Raw genomic sequence first — 13,899 nt, forward strand, 5'->3', positions numbered from 1 at the left:
TGATACAAGATTTTTAACAAAGGTGTTGACCACATTTTTGCATGCTGTATTATACACGGCATGCGGGAATAGCTCAGTTGGTAGAGCATAACCTTGCCAAGGTTGGGGTCGGGAGTTCGAGTCTCCTTTCCCGCTCAAAATTTTTTCATTTAGTTTTTTCATTTAAAAAACTTTATAGACTCCGCGGGAATAGCTCAGTTGGTAGAGCATAACCTTGCCAAGGTTGGGGTCGGGAGTTCGAGTCTCCTTTCCCGCTCCAGATTCTAAAAAAGCCCTGATCGAAAGATCGGGGCTTTTTTATTGTGTTAAATCTCTTATTATCATTATTTTTTTAGTAAAGATTAAACAAAAGTACTCAAGGATCTTTCCTAGAAAAGACCCCTAAATTTTATAAATAATTGCTTATATAAACCAGTAATGATCTTATCTCTATCAGATGGAAACAGGATTATTGGCTTGTTGCATTTCAACATCTACCTCGATATGTGATAAATCATAATCATTCATCCAAGGAGAATCACCATAAAAAGCCCCATTCAATTGGGAATAATTAATTAGCTCTTCACGGAAATAGTTGAAATACACCTGATCGACCTTACCTGGATTTCTCCAGAATTTAGCCAAAGGACGTTGGTTGGTCAATTTAGGTAAATTATAAAGTGCATAACCCAATACCTTGACAGGAATATGGTGGTACAAAGCCTGAATACCTGTCGTACTATTTACTGCAACAAAACCCAGACTATTTTTTAATAGTGTAGGCAAATGAATATCACAAAAATAGTGAACACGCCCTTCAACATCGTGAGACTTTGCTAGCTTACGAATATAAGAGGCATAATTACGATAGCCACGATCCATCGGATGATGTTTGAGCACCAAATGATGATAGGGGTCTGCATGTTGTGCAAAATCCTGCATGACCATTTCAATGTATTTTTTCATGCATTTTAAATCAGAATGGGTACGAATCTGAAAGTCATTATGTACTTGTAGTGCAAATACAAAATAACGTTTTTTATAGGCCTGTATAAATGCATTAAACTGCTTTTCTTCTACGAAAGAATTTTTAATCCGTCGCACACCCGACCAGACCCAATAATAAATTTCCGACCAGATACTCATCTGCCGATGATGTTTATAATGCGGGTATTTCCAAGAGAAAAGCAGCATAAATACATAATAGACCATGACACTGATCAGCATCGAACGATAACTATTATTGACTTCAGATACTTTTTTCACTTGGGTATTTTTAGGTTTTTTTGTTTTTAATTTTAAATGCGATAAGAAGTTGGAAAAGAAATTTACCCCATCTTGCTCAAACGTAATATAGTTCGGCCGAATATAGCCTTCTTCAAAAGCAAAAAAGTTAATTCGATGCTTTAAGGCAACTTTTTTTGCAGCTTGATGATACTTGCGGCAGTCTCCAAAACAGACCACTGCATCAATCTCTTGAGACAAAAGCAAGTCTTCGATCCAGGTCGAAAAATCGGCGTAAGCACCTGTAAAATCAAAGTTGTATTCAAAAGAACGCGAAAAAAATTGATCTCCGCCGTTCAGGTTCACTTTAAAACATTGAATATCATGGTCTTTGAGCCAGGCAGAAAAACGATTAAAAAAACTCCCCATCGGCCCCTGTAATAACAGAACCCGTTCAGAAAGCAATAAACGATTCACATGAACTGACATAAAGAAACTAACCTATTTTTTTAACTTGTTATATAAATGTAATAATACACGCTTATACCTATGATCATGAGCTACCGGTTGATCTAATTGACTTTTAATATAAGCGATCACATCCTCGGGACGCACCAAGGGAATACCCGATGCTCGAGTATGCGGTAAATTATATGTAGGATATTCTACTAGAGTTACATATAACAAAGTTTCTAAGGTTATATTTTTATTGTTGCGTCTTTGTGATGAATACAAGTCCTGTGTTAATCCCCAACCTGCATAAAATGGTAAACCATAACAATAAACTTTTAAGCCTCGAATCAAAGCCTCAAAGCCACTAAGTGAGGTTATGGTATGTACCTCATCACAAATTTCAAAACATTCTAAAATAGAGGTGTTCAATTCAATCTGGTTAGCATAGGTCAACATGTCTTGGTCGGAAATTTTCCCGACCCGCAGACCCGTTTGTACATCTGGATGGGGTTTATAGATAATATAACTGTCAGGATGATCTCCCCGCACCTGTTTCAGCAAATCCAGATTGGTCTTAATACCCATTCCGCCGAGCTGAATCGACATATCATCTTCAACCTGCCCCACGACCAATAAAACCCGCGAATGCTGAGGACGTTTTAATGGCCTTGACTCACCTACATTGTATTTTGAAATATTCAGATCGATCAGCTTTTGCTGTAAATCACGTGCTCTTTGAAGCTGCTGTTCGGTAAGATTAACTTGATTGAGAAGATTCTCAATTCCTGATGGTTTTGTCGCGTCATAATAGATACCGACATCATCAAAAACGAGCGAACATGGTCGAATTAAAGTGGCGCCCAATCCAACAGATCGGATAAATCCATCCTCTACAGTAATCACATTTAGATAATTCTGATCTTTCAGTCGTTGCGCTTTTTTGCCCCAAGCAAGAGTTGGCTGATTTTTTTTAGGCTTTAGATAGCGTTGAAATTTTAGACTAAGCTTTGGAAAGCTTAAAAAGTCCGCAATAAATTTCTTTTTCCAGGGACTAAAACCATACGCAATATAGGATTGACCTAGACGTTTTTGAAATTCAATATTCGGAATAATCAGATCTATAATATCTTCACATTCACAGCGCTCACCAGTAACTGGATTGACATAGCGTGCATAATGAAAATAAGCAGATGCAAATAAATGGTTGAGGGAACATTTGACACCACGTCTTCCATTTAAAATTTCCAAAGGTGCATATTGATCATCTGTCAGCCCCCATCCCGCATACCAGGGAACCCCAAAACAATGAACTTTCTTGCCACAAAGCAAGGCTTCAAAGCCCAATTGTGAACTGACCACATAGACTTCGCTCATATAGCCCAATAGCTCAATCGGATTATAGGCTTCCGTTAAAACCCGAATATTGGCAGATGCTAAATCTTGCGGTTGAAAATGGGATTGTGCTTTGCCTGCCAAGACATCTGGATGGGTTTTTACCCATATAATCGCATCTGGGTGATCAATACAGGCTTGTCTTAACATGCTTTTAAAGGTGTCAGGAGTAGCCCCTGCGTATTTGATTGATTGATCACCAAAAGTTTGATCAATAACTAAAATATTTTTAATTTTTCGATCAAACTTACCTAAATCTATTGTTTGAAATTTTTGATTATATTTAGTAATTCCAAATTTTAAAATTTGGTCGATGGCATGCTGGGCACGAAGATTATCTCTAACACTCTCATCTTTTAAAATAAGGTTTTCTAGGTTTGATGGCTGTAGGGCATCAAAATAAATCCCCATTTCATCAACAACAAGCGATAGAGGTGGATAACCATCTTTACCCAAGCCCAGAGAGCGGACAAAACCATCCTCCAGGCAGAGAGCTGTCAGACCTTTTTGTTTGGCTAAGGCTTGGGCTTTAAAGAAACTTTTTTTACGGCCCCAGCCACAACTTACTCGCAGGTTGGTTTGATTATTAAAAATATATTTATAGAGATTAACTATAGATAAGATATTTTTATTAGCATTTAGATACATAAATAATTCATTACAAATACTTATTAAGTAAACTTTTATTACGTTTTAAACTATTAGAATCATCTAAACCCTCTACAAGAATGGGATGATAAAAACGATTCTGATATTCAAAATTAAGAGATTTTGACGTTTTCATTAAAACTTTCTGAGTACTGAAATGGAGTGTCTGTGAACAACACCAACGACTAACATCCTGCAGAGCAGCTATACAATATTGGGTACCATAACTCATATTAATACTAAAATACTCATCATTCATCCATTTATCATTTTCTAAATTATTTTGAATAAAATAGTTATTTAATTCTACACGCTTTTTATATAGAAATTTAGCATAGGAGTTAGTCATCATAGAAATTGAATAAATACATCCGTAAGGATATCTATTAATAAAATCTATAGTTTTGTATAAATAATTTTTATTACCTCTCTTACCAAATTTTCCTGCGTAAAAATCAATATTATGCATTTCAAATTTTTCTAAAAAATTTAAAAAATCATCTGAATAAATAATAGCTTCATCTTCTACTAACCAAGCTCTCTCCATTTCAGGAAATTCATCAAAAGCAAAATAATAGCAGTAATCTCCTGAACGCCACATTATATCATCTTGATATCTTAGAAATTTATTCTTTATTTTATCTTTATTTATAGATACTTTTGACCACTCACTAGGAATATTAACGATATTTTTTGTTTCATCTACAACAAAAATAACATTTGCACCCTTTTCTTTATAATATAAAGCTAATAGATTATTAACTTCATCCCAACGATAAGTTCTAATCAATATATTTGGTTTATATTTATTTTTTTTAATATTGGAAAAGGCATTTCTCCCATTTATTATATTTTTTATAAAATTATAGCCCAAGTTAGTTGGATGAACTGTGCCATCATTTTCAATCATATCTTCAAAGTTAAAACTACTATCTAATTGCAGAGTGTTATTAGAATAAAGATTATTTAATTTTTCTAAATTCCATATGGGGTGCTTATAAGACCCATTAACTATATATTTATTATTCTTAATATTCAAATTTTCCCTAGCACCTAGGCACCAAAAAATAAATTTTATTTTATCATTTAATTTTACAAAGTGATCAAGGATTTTAATTGCTTCATTATATAAAATAGTATCATTCTCTAAATTAATTAGATCTTTATCAATAAAAGTAGGATTTAAAGATTTATTTAAAATATAAGAATTACCTATTCTAAAATCAGGTACCATTAAAAAAATTTCTTTCCCAATTTCAGTAAAAAAATCAATCCACCTTATTAAACTTTTATCATAAAGACTTAAGCCAGAAAAACCTATTAAATAAAAATTTGGATAGAAAATATCACCATTATATATTTTATCACGCCATCTCTTTATATGTGAAGGTCCTATTAATACACGATCTAAATTATCTTTAATTACTCTACTATCAAAACTATCAACAAAGAATCGTTGATATTTTTTATTGTCTAAATTTGTATTTAATATCTTTTTTATATTTGAGTAATTAACAGATTCTAATTTAAATATATCTTTATCCCACCATCTATATTTTTGCAATCTCTCAATTATCTCAAATTCAAATCTATAACCAATTACTTGTGCAGGATTTCCAGAACAAATTGAAAATGGAGGTAAATCATCAATTACAAGAGAGTTAGGAAGAACTATAACTCCATCCGATATAGTAACACCCGATTTAATAATACAGTTTTCCTGTATCCATACATCATTACCAATTTTAGTTAATGGAGTTTTATTATAAAAAAATCGGTTTTTCGATATTTTTTCATAATCACTTGAAATTACTTGAGGTATTCCATTAGAGAAATCACTATTTGAAAATATATTTTTTTCACCTAGAAATTTACCTATATTAACGTTCGAATCTATTTTGCTAAATCTTCCAATAATTACATCTCGAATATTAGCATTCTTACTAATATTAGTATAAGCGCCAATAGAAAAAAAACCTCTAATCTTCCAAGAGTTAATTAAGCAAAACTCCTCAACAAACCCATAACCTTCAATTTTATTTTCATTCAATAAGTTATCTAAATAATTTAACATTTCCACATCCAATTAAAAAGGAAATTTATCCTATATTTATATTTTTTTCTTAATAAAATCTACAACAAAAGCTTTTGGATCTCTCTTTAATTTCCTGATTTTTCTCATTAAAGGAGATATTTCACTAGCTAATTTATCAGATTTTTTTAATACTTTTTTATCTACTGCACTAGTAGTAGCACTCTTTAAGTTTTCAATTTTCAACATAGCATTTAAATAACTTCTATTATTATAGCTAAAAAGAGGATTTAAACCAGAAAACCATGTTTTTCCTTTAAAGTTAAAAAACTCGACATTAATATAATCGTAGGCATGTGATTTTCTATTATCAAACTCTTTAATAATATCTTTTGCAGTAAACCAACTATATTTTTCTGTAATCAACCAGTTAAACAAGTTTATAGTTTTACTTTCATTTAAATCAAATACTTTATTATTATATAAGTCTTTAATAATAATCTCCAGACTTTCTATCTGCTTAGTCAATGCACCATTAAAACTATAATATGCATTACCAACAGTATAAACAGGTTTATTATGTGCAAGCGCTAACAACCCCACACCTGAATTATATAAAAGAACAGCATTTACACAATCTATTACAGCATGTATATTCTCATTATTTAAATTGGTTACATTTTCATAATTAAATCTATTAGCTTTTTTATCTAATGGGTGTGGCTTAATGACAAATTGGATATTTTTATTTTTAATTATAGTATTTTCTAATTCATCTAAAAACTCGTCATATTTTAAATAACCTTCATTAAAAAATGTAACAGCCATATCATCATTAAGTTGAAGAGGAATAAAAATAGATTGTTTAAATTTTAGTATTTCTATACTTGGTTTAGAAATCGTTTCATCATAAGTCTCCATTGACTCTAAAGTATGAGACCCTGTTACTAAACTATTTATATAGTTTTTTGTTAAAAAAATATCTTCTTCACTTAGTTCTTTATCTAATATTTTTGTATTTTTAAAGTCATTATCATCATAACTAACTTGGTTAGCATAATAGATAGAGTTTGGCAGACCTCCTCGCTCTACAACTGAAACCTCTACACCATTTTTCTTTGCAAAATCAAATAAATCTTTATATTTCTTATGACTTTTCATATATGGATTAAACATACATAAAAAATCAACTTTGCCTTCAGAAATAAGCTTATAACCTTCGACAATTTCTTCCAAATTATTCCTTGATAAAACTTTTAAATTATAACCAAGATATTTTAATGGTAAAAAATATCTCCAGTTTTTATAGTCATTCATTAAGCAAAGACAGTTTTTATCTTTAATTAAATAATCAGCTTCTAATACCTTTTCCTCTTTTTCAATATAAGCTGAAATCACTTCATTAAATTTCTCTCTCTTCCAGTCATTGTTATTAGTCCAATAACCATTACTTTTTGGTTTTGGATGCCATAAATGGTAAGCTTTATATCCTAGACTTTCATTAGAAAACATCACAGCTTCAATATATCTTCTGAAACCTGAATAATTTTTATCTCCCCAAAAAGAATCTTTTAATGGACCATAAAAGTCTTTATTTAATTGTTCTGGCTTAGGGATATCTGAGCAGATCAACCCAATTCTTAACATTAAATCAAAATCTTCTGAACCATGCCCTCTAAATTTGTCACAGTATCCTCCTATTAAATTAAATAGTTCCTTAGTCATGAAAAATACATTACTATAGCTTGTATAGAATTCTATATCTTTTCCATATTCAGCTTTAGAAACAAAATAATCTAACTCTTTGATAAAACTTACTTTATCTTCACTATTCCAAAATTTATTTGTTTCATTTTCCTCTAAATGACATATTGACATTGTTAAAAATCTTTTTGGATAAATATGCATTTTTAATTGTTCTGCATCTTTCGCTAAATTAGCAAAAACATTTTTATCAAATACAAAATCTATATCAGATAAAAGAAAATATTTAGTTTTTACATTATTAACAGCAATATTACGTGCTTTAGCTAGTGAAAATTCCTCTCTATCATTCTCAAAAATATAATTTGCTCCATATTTTTCACAAATATTTTTAATCTCTGTAGCAAAAAAATCCTCAGAGCCAAAATCTACAACATTAATTTCCGGCTGTGGACTATAATAACTTAAGCAAAACTCTAATCTTTCTAAAATCCAAGGGGTAATATCACTTACTCTTATACATAAACAATAGGTAATATCTTTAGGTGTTACAGATATATTTTCTTTTACGAAAAAACTTTCTAATTGTGTTATCACTTAAACTTCCTCATTCTTATAAATCTAAAGCAACTTTCGCCGCTACTGCAATTTGATACAACACTTGAGTAATACCACGCGTTAACTCAATACCCTTAGTCTGCGCTTTAGGCAAGACTAAAATCTCATCACCTTGCTTAATTTTTTCGCCTTTACGCACCAGTTCAGCCTTACCATTTTGTCGAATCACAATCACTTTGGATTTATTCGATTTTTGGCTAAAACCACCGACCTGCTCAATATAGTTTTTGGCACTTAAACCATTTCTATATTCAATACCATTTGGGAAAGCAACTTCACCATGTACCATAATCACGGATGTTTTTTCTGGAATATGTAAAATATCGCCTTGTTCCAATATCACATCTTGAAAAGTATCTGGATTCAGCACCACCTGCCCTTTAGGCTCTACTTGACGCGCTTTAGCAATAAACTGCTTGACCAATTCTGCATCGCGCAAACGTAAAGCTGCTTCTTCCTGCGTGCTTGAGCGTGCATTAAATGTGGTTTCTTCCAACTTATCTAGAGCGACATTTAACATCTCTTTTTGGCGCTTGGCCACAGAAGGACGGAACAATTGCAAAGATTCCACTTCAGCCAAAGCATTCGGTTGTAGCTGCGTCAATACATCACTCAGTTTAGCGCCATAAGGCAATACAACGGCGTGAGCACCATTGTGTGCGCCATCCACACGTACTTGAATGGTACCCGCATAGCGGTCAGCCGTAACGGTGACAATATCGCCATCTTCCACCATTATATTATGCGCTTGATTCAGCGAGTAATATTCACTTCTATACTCTGCACCTTGTCGACGCTGAATACTGACATTGGTCGCCCCAGGTTTAAGTTTGGCAAATGCCAATGCCTGTGCCAAGCTAACCGCAGGCGAGTTAAACTCAAAATCATGCTGGTTATAGACTTCACCAGAAACATTAAAGGTATGCGTGCGCTGTCCTACCACAATCACATCGCCATCCCGGAAAGAGAAAGGGCGAATTTGACCTTGTAGCAGAAAGTCATATAAATCGACCTGCTGAATCGTTTGGCCATTGCGCATGACTTTAATATCAATATAGCTGCCACGCTCCGGATCCACCCCACCCGCACGGTCCAAGTAAGCAATGACACTATCATTGGCGACACCACCATAATTACCCGGCTGATTGACAAATCCGGTGACCATCACCTTCACGGGCTGGGCTTGCTCGAGGGCTGCATACACGCCCACATTGGAGACATAAATACGGCGGACCTGCGCTTCAACTACCGATTGCAAATTGCCATTTCGAACACCTGCGACTTTGACTGGCCCTACATTTGGAATAAAAATATTGCCTTGTGGATCGACGGTTTGAGTGCCGTTAAACTGATAAGCGCCCCAGAGACGTAAATTAATATTATCGCCCGGGTTAATCTGATAACTACTATTGAAGGTTGATCCTGCAGTTGAAGCAAAAGCGCCTTTAAACAGCTGTGAACCAAACATCTTGTTTTGAATTGGATATTTCATTGAGCTGCTTGGAGAAAGCTCAACCACAGACTGGCTGTTTAACAGGGCAGTACTGTTAGCACTTGCTGTATCGAAATTTCCGCCACTGAAGGTCTGAGATACTTCGCTTGGCAATAAACTTGGATCAAATGCATAACCAGCCGTCGCACAGGCCAATGATAAAACTGATAATAACGCAATTTTTTTCATAATTTATTCTCTGTGCTCACGGATAATCGAATGGATCAGCAATCCAATACCAAAAATAATATTCAACAAAATAAATGAAGTTAGACTGATATAGACTTTACGCGGATATAAAGCATCCTGGGCTAAACGCGGTGTCGCAATCACCACCAATTTCTTGAGCTTACGTGAGGCTTCTAATCGAGCTTTTTCTAAAGAGACCAAAGAGATTTTATAAAGATCAGCTGCAAATTCAACCTGCGCTTTCAGAGCTTCAAAGTCCGCTACATTTTTATTCAATTTCAAATTATTTGGTGAAGTCAGTTTTGAACTTTCAGTATTAATTTGCTGTTGCAAGGCTGCGATTTGACTCCGTAACGCCACCACTTGAGGTGCTTCAGGCGTCAAATAACTAAGTAAAGTGCGCTCTTCAGTTTTCAATTGTGCCAAACTACTCTGTAAACCTGCAATCAGTGTAGCCACCGCTTTGGCTTGTAATTCGGGATCAAAGATTTCATTTTCATTTTGGTACTGGAGTACCGCCTGACGAGCCTCATCTAACTGCGCTGTTGCTTCTGTATACTGTTTCTCTGCAAATACTTGCTGCTCTTGCGCAATGGTCTGGGAAATTTCATTGATAAACTCATCACTTTGCTTTAATACTTCTTGATTGAGTTTCAGTGAGAACTCTGGCGAAAAGCCCTGAGCATGTACATGTAGCATCATGGTTTGCTCATCAAGTTCGACTTTAATCATTTTGTTAAAATATTCAACCAAGTCTTCGATTGAGGCATCTTGAGGCAATGCAAAGATTGGGTCACTGACCGATGAAAATTCTTTGCGCAGATTCAGCGTTTGATCCAGCCTCTCGATCATATCGCGAGAGCCAATATACTCTTTCAGAATTTGAGAGTCTTCACGACTGGTATTGGGCACGCCCAACAAAGCGCCTATTCCTGCAGTATCAGCCACTGGCGTATCTGCCACCTGCTTCACCAACAGTATCGAAGAAGACTGAAAACGGTCTTTCGCAAAGGCAAAAAGATAAAATACAATAATCAATACCGGAATAAGAACACAACAGGTATAGGCAATCCAAAGCCGCTTATTTATTTTAGCTTGCATACGCTTTATATACCCCTACTGCATCTTGCACATTATCAAAATATTCCGCTTTACCATCCCGCACCAAGAAAGCAACATCACAATTGCGGGTCAAGTCTTTTAAGTCATGAGAAACCATAATAATATTGGAATTTTCTTTAAGTTCATCGAGCAGAGCCTGACTCTTTTTTCGAAAAGACGCATCCCCTACAGCACCCGCTTCATCCAGCAAATAATAATCAAAATTAAAGGCCATACTTAAACCAAAACTAATCCGGCTACGCATACCACTCGAGTAACTTTTCATCGGCATATCAAAGTATTTACCAATTTCAGCAAACTCTTCAACAAAATTTACCACATGTTCAACTTCATCATGACGATTTACATAAAGTCTGGCGACAAAGCGAACATTCTGTCTGGCTGTTAGGCTGCCTTGAAAGCCACCTGACAACGCGACTGGCCAGGAAATGGTTTTATTAGTAACTACCCTTCCAGAATCAGCATAGTCAATTCCTCCAATAACCCGGAGCAAGGTACTCTTGCCGGCACCATTTTTTCCTAAAAGGGCCACACTTTTGTTTTCAGGTAAAATCGCATTTAAATCTTTAAATACATAATGCCGACCTTTAGGCGTTGCGTATGATTTGGTTAAATTTTTGAGTTCGATCATTTCGATTTCACCATACGGCGTTCAAAGCGCTTATACAGAAGTAAACCTATAAATAAAGAAATAATCATCCATATCATGAAGTAACTTAGACTAATTCCTGGCACCAAACTATAAGTAGGCGCAACCGCATGGCGCATTAACTCAAAGATATGAATTAGGGGGTTATAAAGTAAATATTCGCGATATTCCACTGGAATAATATGAATGGAATATAAAATACCCGATAAAAAATAAAGAATTAAAAAGAATACTGAAAGAAATTTATTTAATTCTTTTGAAAAATCGCCAATCACAATAAAAATCAGGCTACACGCCAGCATAAATATAAATAAGAGCGCCCAATAGCCTAGAAGTTGCGGAATTTGTTCAAAACTGATGTGATAGCCAAACCATACAAAGGCTGCAGTAAAAGCAATATAAGCAGTAAATTTCAGCAGAAATTCGAGAACATTACGCGCGAGCAAAGCATCGATCGGTTTGACTGGGCGATAGCTAAACAAACCCCGATTGGATTCAGTGGCACTAATCCCCAAAGTCACTCCCGTTCTAAACATAAAGAAAGGAATAATGCCATTAATTAAAAAAACAGCATAATCCATCCCCGGTAGTGTTCTTTGCATGACGGTCCCAAAAAGTACCACCATGATCCCAATAGTCAATAAAGGCTCTAAAAAAACCCATAAATAGCCTAGACGGTATTGACCAAAGCGGGTTTGTAATTCCCGAAGCAATAATGCATGTATCGATGCATACATCACCTGTAAACCACCACGTGCTTTCAGGCGTGGGAGTTTTCTTAATGGCATCTGACGTTGTGGTTCCATTGCGATGACTTGTAAATTTATTATGTAAAATTTTCACTATCATACAGCGATCAATAAAGAGAAGAAAGTTAAACCCCCAGTAAATAAACCTGCCTATACTTAAGTGGTAGACAGCAGAATGAGAAAAGATCCAATCTATGCTTTATTTAATACGAGCTTTTTTGTCCATATTCAAGGCCGATCCAGTGTTCTAAGTTCAAAACGTTTCTTATTTACTGGTCAGAACAGCAGGATCTGCTGCACACTTTTTACCTACTTTTTTCCAGGGATTATTTCGCTGATACCGCTTTTCCAAGAAATCCAGACTTGCCCAATACCATGGCACTAAATTTGATTTCAATACAGGAAAAGAAAGCGGATCATAACCTAACCAAGGCACAAATGGATTTCGACGTGCATAAGTCCATAGTTCAATCCTCACCGAAGGTTTGAGACTTTTTGCTCTAGCATGAAAACCATAGGTATCTGCAATCACCAATGTATTGGCCTTCACCGCAAAAGCTTGCGGTTTGGCATAGCCTAATTCAAGCACTTCTTTTTCAGAGACTCGAAAAGAGCCTCGGCGGGTCATGGCATCCGTTTTTACTGTGATTGACTCAGATTTCTGCTGTTCCCAATTCAAGCGTTCAGGATTTAACTGATGCGAGCCGGGTACATAGACAAAAGGGCCGTCATCTTCAGTGACATCTTCTAGAAATAACCAGGCTTTTGCGCTGGAATGAAAAGTATCACTATGTAAATTCGTTTGAGGGTCCGCTTTGGCCTTTCTGACCTGCGAAAAGATCACTTGCAGGTAAGAGATGGGCTGAACTTTAAAGCTGGCAACATAATTCAGCAGGTTTCGCCATTCATCTGAATGCAGGAATTGTTGGGTGACGGGCATGTGCTTCAAGGTTTTGCCATCTAATGCCATACGGCGAGTGACTGTATCCCCTTGTAAGGTTTCCCGTGTTTCCAGCGGAGTCGTCAATAATTCTTGTTTTAATTGCGCAAACTTATCTGCCGCTAAAAAGTTTTCTCTGAATATAAACCCATTTTTTTGAAATTTTTCGACATCTGCCGGATGAATGAACTTTGATAACCTCAATCTGCGTTGTGTTGCCATTTTTGCAGCAAACTGAACCCGGAAGCGATGTAAACCCAATTGATTTAACCGAGGATTCCCTAATATAACATTAGATTCAAAGGATTTGGACTGCGTGAGCAAAGCCATGCTATCCCATATAAATTTTCCTGGAGATTTAACCAATATCTTGCCCAACTCCTGAGCTGCAGCTATTTTTTTTTGTTTTTGCTGATCCAGTTTTTTAATATTTTCAAAAATATTTTTTTTAAAGATGTTCAATTGGATTAACCTTGTTCTGTATTGGATCAATATTTCAAAAAATTATAACCAAAAATAAACTCGCCCGGTAATACTTCTGTTCGATCATTTGCCGCCTTTGCCAGTAATCATAAAAAAACAGTGTTTTTTAAATCTAGAAGATGTTAAAAAAACCCTAGGGCGTGTCCTCATTTGGCTTTACACCAAATAAATATGCAAGCAATGTAAATCATAGACTGGTAATTTCGTGCAAGCTTATCAAATCGG

General features: G+C 35.1%; 9 protein-coding genes and 2 tRNA genes. 2 read left to right on the forward strand and 9 right to left on the reverse strand.

The genetic code is table 11. The features are described from left to right. The first annotated feature begins 62 nt into the window (after positions 1–62). Positions 63–135: transfer RNA gene (locus NI462_RS10660), tRNA-Gly, on the forward strand. Positions 136–183: 48 nt separating this feature from the next. Continuing rightward, positions 184–259: transfer RNA gene (locus NI462_RS10665), tRNA-Gly, on the forward strand. 173 nt (positions 260–432) lie between these two features. Here the strand turns inward: NI462_RS10665 and NI462_RS10670 are convergent. The 9 genes from NI462_RS10670 to NI462_RS10710 all read right to left on the reverse strand — a co-directional run bounded on the left by NI462_RS10670 (position 433) and on the right by NI462_RS10710 (position 13,683). Further along, positions 433–1,692 carry a capsule polysaccharide biogenesis protein gene (locus NI462_RS10670; RefSeq protein WP_219307698.1) on the reverse strand — a complete coding sequence of 420 codons (1,260 nt, stop codon included), beginning with the start codon at positions 1,690–1,692 and terminating at the stop codon, positions 433–435. A 12-nt stretch (positions 1,693–1,704) separates the two neighbouring features. After that, the gene (locus NI462_RS10675; protein WP_253160564.1) at positions 1,705–3,696 is read right to left on the reverse strand and encodes a capsule polysaccharide biogenesis protein; all 1,992 of its coding nucleotides are present in this window, start codon (positions 3,694–3,696) and stop codon (positions 1,705–1,707) included. Between the two features lie 10 nt (positions 3,697–3,706). Then, the gene (locus NI462_RS10680; RefSeq protein ID WP_253160566.1) at positions 3,707–5,770 is read right to left on the reverse strand and encodes a CatB-related O-acetyltransferase; all 2,064 of its coding nucleotides are present in this window, start codon (positions 5,768–5,770) and stop codon (positions 3,707–3,709) included. A 36-nt stretch (positions 5,771–5,806) separates the two neighbouring features. Then, a complete protein-coding gene (locus tag NI462_RS15135) occupies positions 5,807–8,029 on the reverse strand; it encodes a capsular polysaccharide export protein, LipB/KpsS family (RefSeq protein WP_219307704.1) in 2,223 nt (740 codons plus the stop codon). Positions 8,030–8,045: 16 nt separating this feature from the next. Further along, on the reverse strand, positions 8,046–9,731 hold the full coding sequence (locus NI462_RS10690) for a polysaccharide biosynthesis/export family protein (protein WP_219307706.1): 1,686 nt from the start codon (positions 9,729–9,731) through the stop codon (positions 8,046–8,048). 3 nt (positions 9,732–9,734) lie between these two features. Further along, positions 9,735–10,832, reverse strand: a complete 1,098-nt coding sequence (locus tag NI462_RS10695; protein ID WP_219307708.1) for a KpsE/RkpR family capsule polysaccharide export protein — start codon at positions 10,830–10,832, stop codon at positions 9,735–9,737. Beyond that, a complete protein-coding gene (locus tag NI462_RS10700; protein ID WP_253160568.1) occupies positions 10,822–11,484 on the reverse strand; it encodes an ABC transporter ATP-binding protein in 663 nt (220 codons plus the stop codon). Before NI462_RS10700 ends, NI462_RS10695 begins: the two co-directional genes overlap by 11 nt. Beyond that, positions 11,481–12,308, reverse strand: a complete 828-nt coding sequence (locus tag NI462_RS10705; protein WP_253160570.1) for an ABC transporter permease — start codon at positions 12,306–12,308, stop codon at positions 11,481–11,483. Before NI462_RS10705 ends, NI462_RS10700 begins: the two co-directional genes overlap by 4 nt. Before the next feature lie 208 nt (positions 12,309–12,516). Further along, positions 12,517–13,683 carry a phytanoyl-CoA dioxygenase family protein gene (locus tag NI462_RS10710; RefSeq protein ID WP_253160572.1) on the reverse strand — a complete coding sequence of 389 codons (1,167 nt, stop codon included), beginning with the start codon at positions 13,681–13,683 and terminating at the stop codon, positions 12,517–12,519. Positions 13,684–13,899: the final 216 nt, after the last annotated feature.

This window comes from Acinetobacter lwoffii (genome assembly GCF_024129715.1).
Classification (GTDB): Bacteria; Pseudomonadota; Gammaproteobacteria; order Pseudomonadales; family Moraxellaceae; genus Acinetobacter; species Acinetobacter lwoffii_U.

What these genes read in the sequence shown, in the direction of transcription:
- NI462_RS10670 (WP_219307698.1), bottom strand. Translation starts at nt 1,692, where the DNA reads ATGTCAGTTCATGTGAATCGTTTATTGCTTTCTGAACGGGTTCTGTTA.
- NI462_RS10675 (WP_253160564.1), bottom strand. Translation starts at nt 3,696, where the DNA reads ATGTATCTAAATGCTAATAAAAATATCTTATCTATAGTTAATCTCTAT.
- NI462_RS10680 (WP_253160566.1), bottom strand. Translation starts at nt 5,770, where the DNA reads ATGTTAAATTATTTAGATAACTTATTGAATGAAAATAAAATTGAAGGT.
- NI462_RS10690 (WP_219307706.1), bottom strand. Translation starts at nt 9,731, where the DNA reads ATGAAAAAAATTGCGTTATTATCAGTTTTATCATTGGCCTGTGCGACG.
- NI462_RS10695 (WP_219307708.1), bottom strand. Translation starts at nt 10,832, where the DNA reads ATGCAAGCTAAAATAAATAAGCGGCTTTGGATTGCCTATACCTGTTGT.
- NI462_RS10700 (WP_253160568.1), bottom strand. Translation starts at nt 11,484, where the DNA reads ATGATCGAACTCAAAAATTTAACCAAATCATACGCAACGCCTAAAGGT.
- NI462_RS10705 (WP_253160570.1), bottom strand. Translation starts at nt 12,308, where the DNA reads ATGGAACCACAACGTCAGATGCCATTAAGAAAACTCCCACGCCTGAAA.